Here is an 18,311-nt window from a genome sequence, read left to right on the forward strand (position 1 = left end):
TTACGTATTGCGCCTCCCCGTCGAGACAGTATCCTTAACGCCTGTTCAGCAACTTCGCGCGAGCCCTGACATGACCTATACCTGCATCACCGTGGCTTCCCCGGTCGGCCAGTTGAAGCTGGTCGCGAACGGTTCACGACTGGCGGCCATCCTCTGGGAAAACGACAAACCCGGTCGGGTGCGCCTCGGTCCGATGAGCGAAGCGCCGGACAACCCGATCCTGCTGCGCACGGCTGCGCAGTTGCGCGAATATTTTTCCGGCACCCGCGACCGCTTCGAACTGGAACTGGATTTTGCCGGCACGGAATTTCAAAAGAAGGTCTGGTCGGCACTGCTGACCATCCCGTTCGGCGAGACCCGCAGCTACAGCCAGATCGCCGAACAGATCGGCAACCCGACGGCAGTCAGGGCCGTGGGTGCGGCGAATGGCAAGAACCCGATTTCGATCGTGGCACCGTGTCACCGGGTGATAGGCGCGTCGGGCAAGCTCACCGGGTTTGCCGGTGGGCTTGAGGCGAAGGAGTTGTTGCTGACGCTGGAAGGTGGGCAATGGCCCGGCACGGCACGCCTGCCAGGCTTTTGATCATGCCTGGGCGAAGAGGTTTTTCATCGCCGCATACTGCAACAGCATGATGGTCTTGGCATCGCAGATCTCACCGCGGTAGAACGCTTGGAGCGCGTCCTCGAACGCCCACTCCAGCACTTCCAGCTCCTCGGTTTCCGCCTCCAGCCCGCCGCCGTCGCTGACCTTCGACTTCGCGTCGTATTCGGCAATGAAGAAGTGCAACTTTTCCGTCACCGATCCCGGGCTCATGTACGCCTCGAATACCTTCTGCACATGGTGCACGCGATACCCCGTCTCTTCCTCCGCTTCATCGCGGATGCGGTCTTCAGGCGCCGCGCCTTCCAGCAGCCCCGCTGCCACTTCGATCAACAGCCCGTCGTGACCGTTGACGAACACCGGCAGGCGAAATTGCCGGGTCAGTACCACGGTTCGCTTTTCGCGGTTGTACAGGAGAATCGCCGCACCATTGCCACGGTCATAGACTTCCCGGGTCTGGCGTTGCCACACGCCATTGTTGCGTTGGTAATCGAAGGTGATTTTCTTGAGCAGGTACCAGTCGTGGGACAACACCTGAGACTCGACGATGTTGACCCGTTCGGCCGTGTTCGACATGACAACACATCCTGTTATTGGTCTGAGGGTGCACATGTTAAGTGAAAAAGATCAGCGCGTGCTCCCTCAAGCAAGCTGCGCGTTGGCGACGGCTCAACTTTTCGGGGGATGGAACAATCGCTGCAACCGGGATAGGCTGCGGCTTCAATGCCATAAGGATATAGCCATGAACCTGCGTATCGAACTGACGCCAAACCCCACGGAAGAACAACGCCAGGCCATCCTCAAACCGCTTCGCGCCTACAACGGCTCGAAGGCCGAAGGTAACGTGCCTGAGCACATCGCCTTGCTGGTGCGCGACGACAACGACGAGATCCTCGGCGGCCTGCATGGCCGATTGTTTTACCAGTGGCTGTACATCGACTTGCTGGTGGTGCCGGAACAGGCGCGGGGACAGGGCCTGGGTTCGAAACTGATGCGGATGGCCGAGGACCTGGCGCGGGAACGGCGCTGCGTCGGGCTGTGGCTCGACACCTTTGAATTCCAGGCGCCTGGGTTCTACAAGAAATGCGGCTACAGCGAGATCGGGCACATTGCCGATTACCCGCCGGGCCACAAGCACTTCTTCTTCCAGAAACGCTTGAACTACTGATCCATACCGCCCCTGTAGGAGCGAGCTTGCTCGCGATGGTCGTCAACGAAAACGCTGGATGCCTGACACCCCGCGGCGTTCCGATTTTTTTCGCGAGCAAGCTCGCTCCTACAGGGGGAACAGCGTCAGATCAAAGGCAAGTCGCCAACGCCGCCAGCCGGCGCTTGGCCACGAAATCATCCTGCTGTGCGTAGTAGTTCAACACCGTGCCCGAGGCATCGCTGGTCACGTCAACGAAGGACTCCGCCGAGCGGGTGTAGACGGTCGTACCGCCCTTCTCCCCCGGTTGCAGATAGGCAGCGGCATCGACGCCGAACACGGCCTCGTCCTGCCAGGAGAACTGCACGCACTGGGCAACGTCTTTTGCCGGTTTTTCCGAGTTCAGGGTCTTGTACGGGGCCTTGGTGCGGGCATCGTTCATTGCCGAGCCAGCGCATCCAGCCAGCAACGTTACGGCCAGCGCCACCATCAGAATTCGCATTGCATTCACTCATCAGGAAAAAGCGGACTTTATCACCCCGGCAGCCCGTATCGTTCTGCTTTACTGCATTTATACCGCGACAGCGCGCAACGATTCGCGCACCCTGTCGCGCCAATAACGCAGCATCGCTGCCCATGACTGGAAATCTAATGACACCTAATGCCGAGTTCTACAAACCGAGCACTGAATATGCCGACAAGCTGATCAGCCAGATCGGACAGACGCCTTCCTGGATCGCCAAGCGAATCGGCGTCACCGACAAGCGGATTCGCTACATCCTCGACGGCGAAAGAACCGTCAAAGGCGAAACCACGCCAATCCAGATGACCTACACCGAACAGTTTGCCCTCGAATGCCTGGCGGCAGCGGCCAAGGCCAGCAAGAAGCAGTCTTCGTAACCCCCACTCAAGGAGCGACCATGGCGGCAACCGAACAACAACACGAGCTGGCACTGAAAAGGTTTCTCGACGAACGCCCCGGGTTGCGCGAAGAACTCGACCACCTCAACCCGCTGTTGGCTCAGGCCAAGGGCGAAACGGCGGCACAGTATCGCGAGGAACGACTGCACGAAGCGTTTGAAGCTGAAGCAGAACGGCAAAAGTTGTTCGCTTGGGAACTGACGTTGCAGTTAACCGCCGCCACGCCCCTGGACTACGAAGCGCAGCGCCTGGAAGTGCACCGGGAAGTGGCGGAAATGGCCGGCATGGACTGGCTGGAATATTGCGAGTTGAATGGGATAAAACCCTAAGCACTGTTCAGGAAAACCATCACCGATGCTGCCCAACACCACCAGGACCCACGCCAGCCCCGGTCACTTGCACACGCAGAAATGGCGCGGGCGTATAGGCTTGAGCCTGGTGGCCATGCTCTCGGTACTCGCCGGCATGACCGACGCCATCGGCTTCATGGCCAGCGGCGACTTCGTCTCGTTCATGAGCGGCAATACCACCCGGATGGCGGTCGCCATCAGTGCTGGCGACCTTGGGTTGACCCTGCGCCTGGTGATCCTCGTCGCCACCTTCATCGTCGGCAACGCGCTGGGCATTATCGTCAGCCGGCTAGGTGGCCGCCGGGCCCTGCCGCTGCTGCTGTGCATCGCCACCCTGCTGTGCGCCGCCGCGGCCTGGCCCTATGACGCGCAACTGCCGGCCCTGCTGGCGGCGATCATCGCAATGGGCATGCTCAATGCCGCGGTGGAAGAAGTGAACGGCCTGCCGGTTGGCCTGACGTACGTCACCGGCGCCCTGTCGCGTTTCGGCCGCGGACTGGGCCGCTGGATACTCGGCGAGCGCCGTAATGGCTGGCGCGTGCAACTGATCCCCTGGACCGGCATGTTCGCCGGCGCGGTACTCGGTGCCGTGCTGGAACATCACTTGGGGCTCAAGGCGTTGTTTGCCAGTGGCCTGCTGGCTGCAGGGCTCGGGGTGTTGTCGTTGAAGATCCCGCGGCGCTGGCAGTTGGGGTATATGCCGCGCTGACCGAGTGATCGGATCCGACATTTACATTGCTCGCGAAGGGGGCGACACGGTCTACGAGTAAACGCTCTTCGCCGCCCCGCCGATAAAGCATTATCATGGCCGCAGTTTCGCTGATCGAGTCCGTCATGAAGTTCGCCATCGCCGTGTTTTCCGCCGCCCATGCGCCCTCCTCGCGCCGCGCCCTGCTGTTCGCCCAAGCGGCGCTGGCCGGCGGGCACGAGATTGTCCGGCTGTTTTTCTATCAGGACGGCGTCTACAACGCGTCCGCCAGCGTGGTCACGCCTCAGGATGAACCGGACTTGCCCAGGCAATGGCGCACCTTTGTCAGCGACCATCAGCTTGATGGCGTGGTGTGCATCGCCGCAGCCCTGCGTCGTGGCGTGCTGAACGAGGAAGAAGCCAGGCGCTATCAGCGCGAGGCCGTTGCCGTCGGTGCGCCGTGGGAATTGTCCGGCCTCGGCCAATTGCATGACGCGGCGCAGGATGCCGACCGCCTGATCTGTTTCGGAGGCGCATGACATGGCCAAATCCTTGTTGATCATCAGCCGTCAGTCGCCATGGTCCGGCCCGGGCGCGCGGGAAGCGCTGGATATCGTACTGGCCGGGGGCGCCTTCGATCTGCCGATTGGCCTGTTGTTTCTCGATGACGGCGTGTTCCAGCTGGCCGCGAAACAGGACGCCAAGGCCCTTCAGCAGAAAGACCTGAGCGCCAACCTGCAAGCCCTGCCGATGTTCGGTGTCGAGGAACTGTTCGCCTGCGGCGACAGCATCAGCCAGCGCGGCCTGGATCCGAATGGACTGTCGCTGGAAGAAGCCCGGGTATTGACCGCCCACGAAATCACCGCCCTCATTGACCGTTACGACCAGGTGATCACTCTCTGATGTCGACTTTGCATGTGTTGTCTCATTCCCCGTTCGGCGACGAACGCCTGACCAGTTGCCTGCGCGTGATCGGCGCCAACGACGGCTTGCTGCTGTCCGGTGATGCGGCCTATGCGTTACAGCCCGGCACTGCGCCGTTCACTGCGCTCAGCGCCCGTGGCCTGAAGCTGTTCGTCCTGGCCGAAGATGCCCAGGCCCGTGCGCTTGCGGTTCCAGACTGGGCCTTGGCCATCGATTACCCGGCCTTCGTCGAACTGTCGATTCACTACGACAAGGTCAACAGTTGGCTATGAATGCATTGACGGTCGGCGCCCGCGCCATCGAGCTGGACAAGGACGGTTTCCTGGTGGAACTCAGTGACTGGTCCGCCGATGTGGCCAGTGCCCTGGCGGCTGCCGAAGACATCGAGTTGACGCCCGAACACTGGGAAGTCCTCGAACTGCTGCGCAGCTTCTACGCCGAATTCCAGCTGTCACCGGCCACCCGCCCGTTGATCAAGTACACCGCCCTGAAACTCGGCCCGGAAAAAGGCAACAGCCTGCACCTGAACCGACTGTTCAAAGGCACTCCCGCCAAACTCGCCGCGAAACTGGCGGGCCTGCCCAAACCGACGAATTGCTTATGACCGACTACCCAGCACTGACACTCGAAACGCCTGCCGAGCATCCGTTCGCCCAATTCGTGCGGATCCTTGGCAAAGGCAAACGCGGCGCCCGTGACCTGACCCGGGCCGAGGCTCGCGAGGCCATGGGCATGGTGCTCGATGAAAAGATCGAGCAAACCCAGCTCGGCGCCTTCCTGATGCTGTTGCGGCACAAGGAAGAAAGCGCAGAGGAGATGGCGGGCTTCACCGAGGCATTGCGCGAACGCCTGAATCCTCCGGCACTGGCGGTAGACCTGGATTGGCCGACCTACGCCGGCAAGAAGCGGCACTTGCCGTGGTATCTGTTGGCGGCCAAGTGCCTGGCACAGAACGGCGTGCGGATATTCATGCACGGCGGCGGCGCCCACACGGCCGGTCGCCTGTACACCGAGCAACTGCTGGGCGAATTGAACATCCCGCTGTGCCGCAATTGGCAACAGGTCGGCTCGGCGCTGGATAACGGCGGCCTGGCCTTCATGCCGCTGGTGGACTGGGCACCGCAGCTGCAACGGATGATCGACCTGCGCAACACCCTCGGCCTGCGCTCGCCGATCCACTCGCTGACGCGGATTCTCAATCCGCTGGGCGCGCGTTGCGGCCTGCAGAGCATTTTCCACCCCGGCTATCAGGCCGTTCATCGCGATGCCAGCGGGCTGCTCGGTGATACCGCCATCGTGATCAAGGGCGATGGCGGCGAAATCGAGATCAACCCGGACGCCGACAGCCACCTGTACGGCACCACCGGCGGTGCGAGCTGGGATGAGGAATGGCCGCAGTTGTCCGCGCAGCGTCACGTCAAACCCGCCTCGCTTGAACCTGAACATTTGAAAGCGGTGTGGCGTGGTGACGTGGTAGACAGCTACCCGCAAATGGCCTTGATTTCGACCATGGCCCTGGCACTGCGTGGCCTCGGACAGAACCGCGAACAAGCCTTCGAAACCGCCGAGCAATACTGGGCCGCTCGCAATAAATCGATTTAACCGATCATTCGCGCCCGATCTTTGCGCTTTTTGTTCGAACTCATCGGAATAGACTCAACCCCAACGATTATCGGTTTCGGGAGTCTTGAACATGGGTTTGTTAGTGGATGGCCGCTGGCAGGACAAGTGGTACGAAAGCAGCAAGGACGGCGCGTTCCAGCGTGAACAGGCGCAGCGTCGCAACTGGCTGACCGCAGACGGCAAGCCGGGACCGAGCGGCGTCGGTGGTTTTGCGGCCGAACCCGGGCGATATCACCTGTACGTGTCCCTGGCCTGTCCGTGGGCCCATCGCACGCTGATCCTGCGTAAACTCAAAGGCCTCGAAAAACTCATCGACGTTTCGGTGGTCAGTTGGTTGATGCTGGAAAACGGCTGGACCTTCGAGCGGAACCTGGGTTCCACCGGCGACAAGCTCGATCATTTCGACTTCATGCACCAGCGCTACACCGCCGACACTGCGGACTACACCGGCCGAGTCACCGTACCGGTACTGTGGGACCAACAGCTCAAACGCATCGTCAACAATGAATCATCGGAAATCATCCGCATGTTCAATGGTGCCTTCGACGATTTGACCGGTAACGACCTGGACTTCTACCCGGCGCCGCTACGCGCAGATATAGACGCATTGAACGAGCGGATTTATCCGGCGGTGAACAATGGCGTATACCGCGCCGGGTTTGCCACGTCGCAACAGGCTTATGAAGAAGCGTTCGATGAGGTGTTTGCCGAACTGGACCGACTGGAGCTGCTGCTGGGCGCCAACCGCTATCTGGCGGGCGAGTACCTGACCGAAGCGGACATCCGCCTGTTCACCACGCTGATTCGCTTCGATGCGGTGTACTACGGGCACTTCAAGTGCAACCTGCGCCGGATTGCGGATTATCCGAACCTGTCGAACTGGCTGCGGGAGATTTACCAGTGGCCCGGGATTGCCGAGACGGTGGACTTCACCCACATCAAGCACCACTACTACGCCAGCCACCGCACCATCAACCCGACTGGAGTGGTGCCGAAAGGTCCGGTGCAGGATTTCACCGTGCCCCATGACCGGGAGCGGTTGAGCGGGAAAGGGGTTTGGCGCAAGGGCCGGGGTTGATCCGGGTACTGCAGAGCTTTCAAGGGCCTCTTCGTCGGATCGCCGCCCGGAGCAAGCCCGCTCCCACATTTAACCGCGTTCTTCAGAGAGTACTCGGTCGAATGTGGGAGCGGGCTTGCTCGCGAATGGGGGCGACCCGATTGCTAGACCTGCCCCTGAGCCCCTTCGAACCACGCCAGTTTCTCGCGCAATTGCACCACTTCCCCCACGATCACCAATGTCGGCGCATGCACTTCATGCTCCGCCACCAGCCGTGGCAAGTCCGCCAGGGTGCCGGTAAACACCCGCTGGTTGACCGTGGTGCCCTGCTGGATCAACGCTGCCGGGGTATCTTTGCCGCGACCATGCTTGATCAACTGCTCGCAGATGATCGGCAAGCCCACCAGTCCCATGTAGAACACCAGGGTTTGCGCCGGCGCGACCAAGTCGGCCCATGGCAAATCGCTGGAGCCGTCCTTGAGGTGGCCAGTGATGAAACGCACCGACTGCGCATAATCGCGGTGAGTCAGCGGAATCCCGGCATAGGCCGCGCAACCGCTGGCCGCCGTGATCCCCGGTACGACCTGGAACGGGATGCCCTGCGCCGCCAGTTCTTCAATCTCTTCACCACCACGACCGAAGATGAACGGATCACCGCCCTTCAGTCGCACCACACGCTTGCCCTGTTTGGCCAGATCCACCAATTGCTGGTTGATCTGATCCTGCGGCACGGCGTGATCGGCACGGCGCTTGCCGACATAAACCCGCTCGGCGTCGCGACGGCACAGTTCGAGAATCGCCGGCGCCACCAGGCGGTCGTACAGCACCACGTCGGCTTGCTGCATCAGGCGCAAGGCACGGAAGGTCAGCAGGTCGGGATCGCCCGGGCCGGCGCCCACCAGATAGACTTCGCCGGTGGCAACCGGCGCTTCGCCATCGATCTTCGCTTGCAACAACCGCTCGGCTTCAGCACCCTGCCCGGCCAGTTGCCGATCGGCAACCGGGCCCTGGAATACATCTTCCCAGAACGCCCGACGCTGCTGCACATCCGGAAACAGGCCTTTGACCTGATGACGGAAACGCGCCGCCAACCCGGCCAATTGACCGTAGGTGGAAGGAATCCAGGTTTCGATCTTGGCGCGGATCAGGCGTGCCAGCACCGGCGCATCGCCGCCGCTGGACACCGCGATGATCAGCGGAGAACGGTCGACGATCGCCGGGAAGATCACGCTGCACAGGGCTGGCGCGTCCACCACGTTGACCGGCACGCAACGCCGATGGGCATCGGCGGAGACCTGCGCGTTCAGCACTTCGTCGTCGGTGGCGGCGATGATCAGCCCGCAACCGTCCAGGTCCGTTTCGGCGTAGCCACGCAACAGGCACTCGCCACCGCTGCCGGCAACCAGTTCGCGCAGTTGCGCTTCGATTTCAGGTGCAACCACCCGCAGCAGCGCACCGGCATCGGCCAGCAGGCGGGATTTGCGCAAGGCAATCTCCCCCCCACCGACGACCAACACACGACTGCCGCGAAGGTTGTGAAACAGCGGCAGATATTTCATTTAGCCGATGACCTCAATGCCACCCATGTACGGCTTCAGGACCTGCGGTACACGGATCGAACCGTCGGCCTGCTGATAGTTCTCGAGCACCGCGACCAGGGTACGCCCCACCGCCAGGCCGGAGCCGTTCAGGGTGTGCACCAGTTCCGGCTTGCCGGTTTCCGGGTTGCGGAAGCGTGCTTGCATGCGACGGGCCTGGAAGTCGCCGCAGTTGGAGCACGACGAGATTTCGCGGTATTTGTCCTGGCTCGGGATCCACACTTCCAGGTCGTAGGTCTTGACCGCGCTGAAGCCCATGTCACCGGTGCACAGCGCCAGGGTGCGATAAGGCAGATCCAGCAGTTGCAGGACTTTCTCGGCGTTGGCGGTCAGGCCTTCCAGTGCTTCCATCGACTTCGACGGCTCGACGATCTGCACCATTTCAACCTTGTCGAACTGGTGCTGGCGGATCATGCCGCGGGTGTCACGACCCGATGCGCCCGCTTCGCTGCGAAAGCACGGTGTATGGGCAACGAACTTGATCGGCAGCAGTTTCGAATCGACGATTTCGCCAGCAACGATGTTGGTCAGCGACACTTCGGCGGTCGGGATCAGGTACAGATCGGCTTCGCCTTCGCGCGCGATCTTGAACAGGTCTTCTTCGAACTTCGGCAACTGGCCGGTGCCTTGCAGCGCCGGGGCCTGGACCAGATAAGGCGTGTAGGCCTCTTCATAGCCGTGCTCGGTGACGTGCAGGTTGATCATGAACTGCGCCAGGGCGCGGTGCAGACGGGCAATCGGGCCGCGCAGCAGGGCGAAACGGGCGCCGGACAGTTTCGCGGCGGTTTCGAAGTCCAGCCAGCCGAACTTCTCGCCCAGGGCCACGTGGTCCTGGACCGGGAAGTCGAAAGCCTTCGGCGTGCCCCAGCGGCGCACTTCAACGTTGCCGTCTTCGTCATCGCCAACCGGCACCGATTCGTGCGGCAGGTTCGGAATGCCCAGCAGGATCGAATCCAGCTCGGTCTGGATCGTGTCCAGTTCGACTTTACCGGCGCTCAACTCGCCCGCCATGCGCTCGACGTCCGCCATCAGCGGCGCGATGTCTTCGCCGCGCTGCTTGGCCTGACCGATGGATTTGGAGCGCGCATTACGTTCAGCCTGCAGTGCTTCGGTGCGGGTCTGGACGGTCTTGCGCTGTTCTTCCAGCGCTTCGATGCGCGCAACATCCAGCACAAAGCCACGGGATGCCAGGCGGTCCGCTACGTCCTGAAGGTTGCTACGTAACAGTTTGGAATCGAGCATGTCGGTTTCTCGTTTATCAAAGTTTGGTCAAGGACAGGCCGGCCCAGGTGGCAAGCAGCCCGCCGAATACGCTGAGTGCCGCATAGCCCAGGGCCAGCGGCACTTGCCCGCTTTCCAGCAGGCGCACCGTATCCAGTGAAAAGGATGAAAAAGTCGTCAGCCCCCCGAGGAAGCCGACCATCAACCCGGCACGCACCTCGACAGGCACCTCCGGGCGTATCAAAAACAGACCGTATAGAACGCCGATCAGCAAACAGCCCACGATATTAACGGCCAGCGTCGCGGTATAGAAGTGCCGCGGCCAATTCGCATTGATCCAGTTGCCCGTGGCGAAGCGCAACAATGTACCGGCTACCCCGCCAACGGATACCGCAACGATCAAAGGAAGCACTATTTTCTCCGCTGCCGGGGGCTTAAACGGTCGAGTTTCGCCAGGTGATTGAGCTTTTCGCCGATTTTCAGTTCCAGGCCACGGGGCACCGGCTGATAGAACGGAATCGGCTCGAGCTCTTCCGGGAAGTAATCTTCCCCGGCGGCATAGGCGTCCGGCTCATCATGGGCATAACGGTATTCATCGCCGTAGCCCAACTGCTTCATCAGCTTGGTCGGTGCGTTGCGCAGGTGCAGCGGCACCTCCAGCGAGCCGTGCTCGGCGGCGGCGCGCAATGCAGTTTTGAAGCCCATGTACACCGCATTGCTTTTCGGCGCGCAGGCCAGATAGGTGATGGCCTGGGCCACCGCCAGTTCACCCTCGGGGCTGCCAAGGCGTTCCTGCACTTCCCAGGCCGCCAGGCACAAACTCAGGGCGCGCGGGTCGGCATTGCCGATGTCTTCGCTGGCCATGCGCACCACGCGCCGGGCCAGGTACAACGGATCGCAGCCACCGTCGATCATCCGCGCAAACCAGTACAGCGCGCCGTCGGGATTGGAGCCGCGCACCGATTTGTGCAGCGCGGAAATCTGATCGTAGAACGCTTCGCCACCCTTGTCGAAACGCCGACGGGTATCACCGAGCAGGCTTTGCAGCAGGTCGGTGCCCATCTCGTTGTTGTCTTCGGCCAGATCCGAGGCGTTCTCCAGCAGATTCAGCAGGCGCCGGCCATCGCCATCGGCGGCGGACAGCAGCATCTGGAAGCCCTCATCGCTGAGGGTCAGGTTGCGCTTGCCCAGACCCCGCTCTTCGGTCAGCGCACGGTGGACCAGCTTGCGCAGAGCCGCTTCGTCGAGGCTCTTGAGCACATAGACCCGTGCCCGCGAGAGCAACGCGTTGTTCAATTCAAACGAGGGGTTCTCGGTGGTGGCGCCGATGAAAATCAGCGTGCCGTCTTCGACATAGGGCAGGAACGCATCCTGCTGGGACTTGTTGAAACGGTGCACTTCGTCGACGAACAGGATGGTGCGCTTACCGTATTGCCCGGCCTGCTGCTTGGCGATTTCCACCGCCTGACGGATTTCCTTCACGCCGGCGAGCACCGCCGACACCGTTTCGAAGTGCGCATCCGAGACTTCCGCGAGCAATCGCGCCAGCGTGGTCTTGCCCACACCCGGCGGCCCCCAGAAAATCATCGAATGCAGGGCACCCTGCTCCAGCGCTTCGCGCAAGGGCTTGCCGCGAGCGAGCACGTGTTCCTGGCCGACGTACTCATCCAGATTGGTCGCGCGCAAACGGGCGGCCAGGGGCTGGGCGATGGGGGTGCTGCGAAACAGATCCATGACTACTTGTGAAACCTCACTGGGCCCTGATGTCAATCAACACAATTCCTGTAGGAGCGAGCTAGCTCGCGATGGTCGTCAACGATAACGCTGGCGACCTGACACCCAGCGGCGCGCTCAGGTTCATCGCGAGCGAGCTCGCTCCTACAGAGGTTCTGCGTTTTATTCCTGGATTACATCGGCACCCTTGGGGATGTCGAACTTGAACTTGGACGCCGGGATCGGCTCGTTGGCCTTCACGCCGGTGAACAGGATATTGGTACGCTGACCGACACTGTCGATCAACTGCATATCATTGACCAGGCCATTGCGGAACGACAGGCGCAGGCTGTCGAACAAGGTGTCCTTGGTTTTCGGTTTCAGGGTGAAGTCGATCACGCCGCCGGCTTCCTTGGCGCTGATGTCGAAGCTCTGGCTGATCTTGGACACGTCACCGGACAGCAGCAACGCGGGCGTCTGGGTCAGACGCTCATCGAGTTTCTTGATGGTGGCCTGTTCCAGGTCCGGGTCCCACAGGGTGACCTTCTTGCCATCGGAGACCATGGTCTGCTCGGCTGGCGCATCGGTGTGCCAGTAGAACAGGCCCGGACGCTGCAACGACATGTCGCCAGCAGTTTCCTGCAACTGGGTGCCGGTGCCGTCCAGGGTCAACTGAGAGAAACGTGCGGTCAGGGTCTGGGATTTTTCCAGCAATTGGGTCAGGCGTGCCACGTCCTTGTCATCGGCCTGGGCCGAAAGCGTGGTCAAAGCCAGTACCGGCAGCAACAGCATGCGGATCAGACGCATGGGAGTCCTCATAACATTCGTGGGAGTGCGAGCGGTGCCACAGGCACCACCCCTTTCATACTCGGGTCAGTCGCGCACCGGGCCCGGGGCCAGGACTTCACGCGAACCGTTGGTGTTCATGGACGTCACGACCCCAGCCATTTCCATGGCTTCGATCATGCGCGCGGCGCGGTTGTAGCCGATTTTCAGCTTGCGCTGAACCGCGGAAATGGAGGCGCGACGGCTTTCCAGCACGAACTGCACCGCTTCGTCGTACAGCGCGTCGGCCTCAGGATCATCGCCATCGCCGCCACCGCTGCTGCCTTCAAAGCCGCTACCCGCCTCTTCGACGCCATTGAGAATGTCGTCGTTGTATTCCGGCGCGCCACGCAGCTTCCAGGCTTCCACCACGCGGTGAACCTCGTCGTCGGACACGAAAGCACCGTGCACACGAATCGGCAGGCTGGTACCCGGCGGCATGTAGAGCATGTCACCGTGGCCCAGCAGTTGCTCGGCGCCGCCCTGGTCGATGATGGTCCGGGAGTCGATCTTGCTCGATACCTGGAACGCCATGCGGGTCGGGATGTTGGCCTTGATCAGGCCGGTGATCACGTCCACCGACGGACGCTGGGTCGCGAGGATCAAGTGAATACCCGCCGCACGAGCCTTTTGCGCGATACGTGCGATCAGCTCTTCAACCTTCTTGCCGACGATCATCATCATGTCGGCGAATTCGTCGACCACCACCACGATGGTCGGCAGCTTGCTCAGCAGCGGCGCTTCGTCGTGAATGCTCTCGCGCTTGTACAGCGGATCGCTCAACGGTTCGCCGGCATCCTGGGCTTCCTTGACCTTGGCGTTGAAGCCCGACAGGTTGCGCACGCCCATCTTGGCCATCAGCTTGTAGCGGCGTTCCATCTCGGCAACGCTCCAGCGCAGGGCGTTGGCGGCGTCCTTCATGTCGGTGACCACCGGGCACAACAGATGCGGAATGCCTTCGTAGATCGACAGCTCCAGCATTTTCGGGTCGATCATGATCAGCTTGGCGTCTTCCGGGCCGGACTTGAACAGGATCGACAGGATCATCGCGTTCACACCCACAGACTTACCGGAACCGGTGGTACCGGCCACCAGCAGGTGCGGCATCTTCGCCAGGTCGGTGATGACCGGTTTACCGCCGATATCGTGGCCCAGGGCCAGGGTGACCGGGGATTTGAAGTTGTCGTATTCGGGGGTCGACAACACCTCGGAGAAACGCACGATCTGCCGGTCTTCGTTGGGAATCTCGATACCGACCGTAGTCTTGCCCGGAATCACTTCCACCACGCGCACACTGGTCACGGCCAGGGAACGGGCCAGGTCCTTGGCCAGGTTGGCGATGCGGCTGACCTTGACGCCGGCGGCCGGCTGAATTTCGTAACGGGTAATCACCGGCCCCGGATGAATCGAGTCGACCGTGACTTCAACGCCGAACTCCTTGAGCTTGATTTCCAGCAGGTGGCCAACCGCAGCCAGGGATTCAGGCGAGTAATTGAGCTGTTTCTTTTCCGCGGGATCGAGAATCGAGATCGGCGGCAAGGTGCCTTCCACGGCGCTGTCGACGAACAGAGGTGCCTGCTTCTCTTTTTCGACGCGTTTGCTCGGTGCGGCAGGCTTTGGTGGCGCGGGCGCGATCACCGGCGGCACCTGCTTCTCGCGTTCGGACATGTGCTTGCTCAGGGCTTGCTCACGCTCGATCAAGCGTTCCTTGACCTTGGCCTGCTCGCGCTTGTCGGAGACGGTCGGCGCAACCACTTCATCCATACGGTCGTCGACTTCACGCAACTGGGCGACCAGCTGCTTGCGCTCGGTACGGGCCGCCCACCAGCGATTGGCCGCGCCCTGGAACAGTTCGAACAGGTCGAGGGTGATCTTGCCGGTGATATCCATCACCTTGAACCAAGACAGGTCGGTAAACACCGTCAGGCCGAACAGAAACAACGCGATGAACAACAGGGTACTGCCCTGGATATTCAGGGCGTTCCGGGCCAGGTCACCGAGGCTTTCGCCCAGCGCACCGCCCGCACCGGCCGGCAGACCGGTCGCGGCATGGAAATGGATATGGGCCAGAGCGGCGCCCGACAGTACCAGGAACACCAGGCCGATCAGGCGCCAGGAGAACAGCCAACCGCTCCACTGCCACGGCTCGTGACGCTGGCGGAAGATCTGGTACGCCTTGATCGCCAGCAGCAACGGGAAGATGTAGGCGAAGTAACCCAGCACCATGAACAGGATATCGGCGCTGTAGGAGCCCGCTGGCCCGCCGAAGTTCTGCACGTCGTCGATCTTGCTGTTATGGCTCCAGCCCGGATCATCCTTGCCATAGGTCAACAAGGCCATCATCAGGAACAGGCACAAGGCACCGATGGCGATCAGCGCACCTTCCTTGAGTCGGTAGTGCAAGTGCTGGCGCCAGAGCGGAACGACGGCTGGTTTAGGTGCTGCGGTGGATTTCTTCAAAACGCTTCTTTTCCTGCGCCATGGGCGCGTCCATCTGGTGAATGTCTAAAAAAACTGGCAAAAAACTGCCCAATCCAGGCAGGTAAAAAGTTAACACGCGTAACCGGGACTACTTTTAACACTGCGCCCCGGTTTTTATAAACACGGCGCGCACTGAATATATGTAGCACGCACGGCATTGTACGGGTTTGTACGCACGACGCCATGCTTGAGACCCTTGGGTGTAGCATAGTCAACAGCACATGACATGCTGTTCAATTTGAGCATGCATTCTCTTTTGTGACAAAGGCTTATGAGGTGTTTTTATGAGCGAAGCGAAGCATTCCCGCCTGATTATCCTGGGCTCCGGCCCTGCCGGTTACAGCGCAGCCGTTTATGCCGCCCGCGCCAACCTCAAGCCCGTTGTCATTACCGGCATACAGGCAGGTGGCCAGCTCACCACCACCGTCGAAGTCGATAACTGGCCAGGCGACGTCGAAGGCCTGACCGGGCCGGTCCTGATGGAGCGCATGCAAAAACATGCCGAACGCTTTGCCACCGAGATTGTTTACGACCACATCCATACTGCCAAGTTGCAACAACGGCCGTTCGAACTGATCGGCGATGGCGGAACTTACACCTGCGATGCGCTGATCATTGCCACCGGCGCTTCTGCGCAATATCTGGGCCTGTCCTCGGAAGAAGCGTTTGCCGGCAAAGGGGTTTCGGCGTGCGCGACCTGCGATGGTTTTTTCTATCGCAATCAGGTGGTTGCGGTGGTCGGCGGCGGCAACACGGCGGTCGAAGAAGCGTTATACCTGTCGAACATCGCCAAAGAAGTGCACCTGATCCATCGGCGCGACAAACTGCGCTCGGAGAAAATCCTCCAGGACAAACTCTTCGAAAAGGCCGCCAATGGCAATATCCGCCTGCACTGGAACCAGAATCTGGACGAAGTGCTTGGCGACGCCAGTGGCGTGACCGGTGCCCGCCTGCGGGACAGTCACACCGGCGAAACCAGGGAACTGCCGCTGGCCGGGGTGTTTATCGCCATCGGGCACAAGCCCAACACCGACCTGTTCAACGGACAGCTGGAAATGCGCAACGGGTATCTGCTGGTCAAGGGTGGCAGCGAAGGCGATGCCACCGCTACGGCGATAGCAGGCGTGTTTGCCGCCGGCGACGTGGCCGACCACGTTTATCGCCAGGCCGTTACGTCTGCCGGGGCCGGTTGCATGGCGGCGCTGGACGCTGAAAAATACCTCGACGACATTCCTGCCGTTTGAAGGCAAACTTGATCGCGAGCCAACACCCACCACTGCCCTCCCCTTCTGCAAGCCCGGATGCCATGCTGACTTGGTTACAACGCAACACCTTGCATTTCCCACCGCTGGAAAAGGCCATGCGCGACCCCAACGGACTCCTGGCTGCCGGCGGTGATCTGTCCGCCGACCGGCTGGTCTCGGCTTATCGCCACGGCTGCTTCCCATGGTTCTCCGAAGGCCAGCCGATCCTCTGGTGGTCTCCGGACCCGCGCACGGTTTTGTTTCCCGACGAACTGCACGTCTCGCGCAGCCTGAACAAACTGCTGCGCCAGCAACGCTATCAAGTGACGTTCGACGCGGATTTCGCCGCCGTCATCCGCGCCTGCGCGGCCCCCCGGGATTATGCCGATGGCACCTGGATCACCGAGGCGATGCAGGATGCCTACATCGAACTGCACAGGCGTGGTCACGCGCATTCGGTGGAAGTGTGGGACGGGGACGAACTGGTCGGCGGGTTGTATGGCCTGGCGATGGGCCGGCTGTTTTTCGGCGAGTCCATGTTCAGCCGTGTCGACAACGCCTCGAAATTCGGCTTTGCCACACTGGTTCGACATCTGAAAGACTCGGGTTTTGTACTGATCGATTGCCAGATGCCCACCGATCACCTGCACAGCCTCGGAGCCCGGGCGATACCCCGCCGCGAGTTTGCCAGCTATCTGGCCAGGTACCTGGACCAACCCAACGCCGCCACCTGGGTTTGCTGAGCGTCTTTTGCCAGCGTGGCTTACACTTAATCCAAAGCACTACCCGAGGGTTGATCATGACCGAGTTGGCGCGCTTGAAGTTCTATGCCACTCAGCCGCACTCTTGCAGTTATCTGCCCGACGAGCAGGCCACGACCCTGTTCCTCGACCCTAGCCAGCCCATGGATGTGCATGTCTATGCAGACCTGTCAGAGATGGGCTTTCGTCGCAGCGGCGACCATCTCTACCGGCCGCATTGCCAGAACTGCAATGCGTGCGTTCCGGCGCGCATTCCCGTGGGGCAGTTCACGCCCAATCGGCAACAGAAACGCATTTTCAAGCGCAACGCGGATTTGCAGGTGCGTCCGGCCAGGCCCTGCTTCAACGAAGAGTACTTCAACCTTTACCAACGCTATATCGAACAGCGTCACGCCGATGGCGATATGTACCCGCCAAGTCGCGACCAGTTTTCGACATTCCTGGTGCGGGACCTGCCGTTTTCACGCTTTTATGAGTTCCGCCTGAACGGCCGGCTGCTGGCCGTCGCCGTCACTGATTTACTGCCGAACGGTCTTTCGGCGGTCTACACCTTCTACGAGCCCTCCGAAGAGCGTCGCAGCCTTGGGCGCTACGCGATCCTCTGGCAAATCGCCGAGGCCAGCCGGCTTGGGCTGGAAGCCGTCTACCTCGGCTACTGGATCAAAAACTGCAAAAAAATGAACTACAAGACTCAATATCGCCCCATTGAGTTGCTGATTAATCAGCGCTGGGTGGTTCTAAACTAGAGCCAGCCCTAAACCCCTTGGCTTAAACCCCACTTTTCGGGCACAATGCACGCCGCTTTTGCCTGGCGCAGTTGCACCGGGCCATTCACTGGACACCGAGGGCTTTACTGCATGTCGAAAGAAGACAGCTTCGAAATGGAAGGCACTGTCGTCGACACCCTGCCCAACACCATGTTTCGTGTGGAGTTGGAAAATGGGCACGTCGTAACCGCGCACATCTCCGGCAAGATGCGCAAGAACTACATCCGTATTCTTACCGGCGACAAAGTGCGCGTCGAGCTGACTCCCTATGACTTGAGCAAAGGGCGCATCACCTACCGCGCGCGCTAAGGTTGGAGCGAGCTTGCTCGCGAAGAACCTGAGGGCGCCGCGTCAAGTCAGACTCCCCGCATCATCGTTGACGACCATCGC

General features: G+C 61.0%; 23 protein-coding genes. 15 read left to right on the forward strand and 8 right to left on the reverse strand.

The window, feature by feature from the left end:
- Nucleotides 1–70: 70 nt before the first annotated feature.
- Complete coding sequence (locus tag ACCD00_RS18445; RefSeq protein ID WP_413426629.1) at nt 71–583, forward strand: methylated-DNA--[protein]-cysteine S-methyltransferase; 513 nt, start codon at nt 71–73, stop codon at nt 581–583.
- Here ACCD00_RS18445 and ACCD00_RS18450 read toward each other — a convergent pair whose 3' ends face one another.
- Nucleotides 584–1,177 (reverse strand): NUDIX domain-containing protein, encoded by a 594-nt coding sequence (locus ACCD00_RS18450; protein WP_413426631.1) that lies wholly within the window; start codon nt 1,175–1,177, stop codon nt 584–586.
- A 166-nt stretch (nt 1,178–1,343) separates the two neighbouring features.
- Here ACCD00_RS18450 and ACCD00_RS18455 point away from each other — a divergent pair, with 166 nt between their 5' ends.
- Nucleotides 1,344–1,769 carry a GNAT family N-acetyltransferase gene (locus tag ACCD00_RS18455; protein ID WP_413426633.1) on the forward strand — a complete coding sequence of 142 codons (426 nt, stop codon included), beginning with the start codon at nt 1,344–1,346 and terminating at the stop codon, nt 1,767–1,769.
- 130 nt (nt 1,770–1,899) lie between these two features.
- On the opposite strand, the gene ACCD00_RS18460 is transcribed toward ACCD00_RS18455, so the two are convergent.
- Entirely contained in the window at nt 1,900–2,250 is a 351-nt protein-coding gene (locus ACCD00_RS18460; RefSeq protein WP_413426635.1) for a hypothetical protein, read from the reverse strand.
- A gap of 149 nt (nt 2,251–2,399) precedes the next feature.
- On the opposite strand from ACCD00_RS18460, the gene ACCD00_RS18465 reads away from it, so the two are divergent.
- The 9 genes from ACCD00_RS18465 to ACCD00_RS18505 all read left to right on the forward strand — a co-directional run bounded on the left by ACCD00_RS18465 (nt 2,400) and on the right by ACCD00_RS18505 (nt 7,332).
- Nucleotides 2,400–2,648, forward strand: coding sequence for a hypothetical protein (locus ACCD00_RS18465; RefSeq protein ID WP_008015571.1), 249 nt, complete (start codon nt 2,400–2,402; stop codon nt 2,646–2,648).
- A gap of 20 nt (nt 2,649–2,668) precedes the next feature.
- Nucleotides 2,669–2,998 carry a DUF6388 family protein gene (locus tag ACCD00_RS18470; protein ID WP_413426637.1) on the forward strand — a complete coding sequence of 110 codons (330 nt, stop codon included), beginning with the start codon at nt 2,669–2,671 and terminating at the stop codon, nt 2,996–2,998.
- 25 nt (nt 2,999–3,023) lie between these two features.
- A complete protein-coding gene (locus tag ACCD00_RS18475) occupies nt 3,024–3,728 on the forward strand; it encodes a YoaK family protein (RefSeq protein ID WP_413426639.1) in 705 nt (234 codons plus the stop codon).
- Nucleotides 3,729–3,853: 125 nt separating this feature from the next.
- Nucleotides 3,854–4,246, forward strand: coding sequence for a sulfurtransferase complex subunit TusD (tusD, locus tag ACCD00_RS18480; protein ID WP_057399841.1), 393 nt, complete (start codon nt 3,854–3,856; stop codon nt 4,244–4,246).
- 1 nt (nt 4,247) lies between these two features.
- Nucleotides 4,248–4,610: a sulfurtransferase complex subunit TusC gene (gene tusC / locus ACCD00_RS18485; RefSeq protein WP_413426641.1), complete on the forward strand. Its 363-nt coding sequence runs from the start codon at nt 4,248–4,250 to the stop codon at nt 4,608–4,610.
- The gene (tusB, locus tag ACCD00_RS18490) at nt 4,610–4,903 is read left to right on the forward strand and encodes a sulfurtransferase complex subunit TusB (RefSeq protein WP_007986875.1); all 294 of its coding nucleotides are present in this window, start codon (nt 4,610–4,612) and stop codon (nt 4,901–4,903) included. The genes tusC and tusB overlap by 1 nt, the downstream gene beginning before the upstream one ends.
- Nucleotides 4,900–5,235 (forward strand): TusE/DsrC/DsvC family sulfur relay protein, encoded by a 336-nt coding sequence (locus ACCD00_RS18495; protein WP_046037873.1) that lies wholly within the window; start codon nt 4,900–4,902, stop codon nt 5,233–5,235. Before tusB ends, ACCD00_RS18495 begins: the two co-directional genes overlap by 4 nt.
- Nucleotides 5,232–6,233 carry a glycosyl transferase family protein gene (locus ACCD00_RS18500; protein ID WP_413426643.1) on the forward strand — a complete coding sequence of 334 codons (1,002 nt, stop codon included), beginning with the start codon at nt 5,232–5,234 and terminating at the stop codon, nt 6,231–6,233. The genes ACCD00_RS18495 and ACCD00_RS18500 overlap by 4 nt, the downstream gene beginning before the upstream one ends.
- Before the next feature lie 91 nt (nt 6,234–6,324).
- Nucleotides 6,325–7,332 carry a glutathione S-transferase family protein gene (locus ACCD00_RS18505; RefSeq protein ID WP_413426645.1) on the forward strand — a complete coding sequence of 336 codons (1,008 nt, stop codon included), beginning with the start codon at nt 6,325–6,327 and terminating at the stop codon, nt 7,330–7,332.
- A gap of 143 nt (nt 7,333–7,475) precedes the next feature.
- Here the strand turns inward: ACCD00_RS18505 and cysG are convergent, their stop codons facing one another.
- From cysG to ACCD00_RS18535, 6 genes are all read right to left on the reverse strand, one after another.
- A complete protein-coding gene (gene cysG / locus ACCD00_RS18510) occupies nt 7,476–8,870 on the reverse strand; it encodes a siroheme synthase CysG (protein ID WP_413426647.1) in 1,395 nt (464 codons plus the stop codon).
- Nucleotides 8,871–10,151 carry a serine--tRNA ligase gene (gene serS, locus ACCD00_RS18515; protein ID WP_413426649.1) on the reverse strand — a complete coding sequence of 427 codons (1,281 nt, stop codon included), beginning with the start codon at nt 10,149–10,151 and terminating at the stop codon, nt 8,871–8,873. It lies immediately after the preceding gene.
- A 16-nt stretch (nt 10,152–10,167) separates the two neighbouring features.
- Nucleotides 10,168–10,542 carry a fluoride efflux transporter CrcB gene (gene crcB / locus ACCD00_RS18520; RefSeq protein WP_008015556.1) on the reverse strand — a complete coding sequence of 125 codons (375 nt, stop codon included), beginning with the start codon at nt 10,540–10,542 and terminating at the stop codon, nt 10,168–10,170.
- Nucleotides 10,542–11,864 carry a replication-associated recombination protein A gene (locus ACCD00_RS18525; RefSeq protein WP_413426652.1) on the reverse strand — a complete coding sequence of 441 codons (1,323 nt, stop codon included), beginning with the start codon at nt 11,862–11,864 and terminating at the stop codon, nt 10,542–10,544. The genes crcB and ACCD00_RS18525 overlap by 1 nt, the downstream gene beginning before the upstream one ends.
- 162 nt (nt 11,865–12,026) lie before the next feature.
- Complete coding sequence (gene lolA / locus ACCD00_RS18530) at nt 12,027–12,650, reverse strand: outer membrane lipoprotein chaperone LolA (RefSeq protein WP_413426654.1); 624 nt, start codon at nt 12,648–12,650, stop codon at nt 12,027–12,029.
- 66 nt (nt 12,651–12,716) lie between these two features.
- On the reverse strand, nt 12,717–15,128 hold the full coding sequence (locus tag ACCD00_RS18535) for a DNA translocase FtsK (RefSeq protein WP_413426656.1): 2,412 nt from the start codon (nt 15,126–15,128) through the stop codon (nt 12,717–12,719).
- 305 nt (nt 15,129–15,433) lie between these two features.
- Between ACCD00_RS18535 and trxB the strand changes: the two genes are divergently transcribed.
- The 4 genes from trxB (at nt 15,434) to infA (ending at nt 18,230) form a co-directional block, all read left to right on the forward strand.
- Complete coding sequence (gene trxB, locus ACCD00_RS18540; protein WP_413426658.1) at nt 15,434–16,393, forward strand: thioredoxin-disulfide reductase; 960 nt, start codon at nt 15,434–15,436, stop codon at nt 16,391–16,393.
- A gap of 62 nt (nt 16,394–16,455) precedes the next feature.
- Nucleotides 16,456–17,136, forward strand: coding sequence for a leucyl/phenylalanyl-tRNA--protein transferase (gene aat / locus ACCD00_RS18545; RefSeq protein WP_413426660.1), 681 nt, complete (start codon nt 16,456–16,458; stop codon nt 17,134–17,136).
- 56 nt (nt 17,137–17,192) lie between these two features.
- On the forward strand, nt 17,193–17,900 hold the full coding sequence (locus tag ACCD00_RS18550) for an arginyltransferase (RefSeq protein ID WP_413426662.1): 708 nt from the start codon (nt 17,193–17,195) through the stop codon (nt 17,898–17,900).
- Between the two features lie 111 nt (nt 17,901–18,011).
- Entirely contained in the window at nt 18,012–18,230 is a 219-nt protein-coding gene (gene infA / locus ACCD00_RS18555; RefSeq protein WP_002553999.1) for a translation initiation factor IF-1, read from the forward strand.
- Nucleotides 18,231–18,311: the final 81 nt, after the last annotated feature.

The sequence above is a fragment of the Pseudomonas sp. Pseusp3 genome, from assembly GCF_047304225.1.
In the GTDB taxonomy this organism is placed as follows: domain Bacteria; phylum Pseudomonadota; class Gammaproteobacteria; order Pseudomonadales; family Pseudomonadaceae; genus Aquipseudomonas; species Aquipseudomonas fluorescens_CD.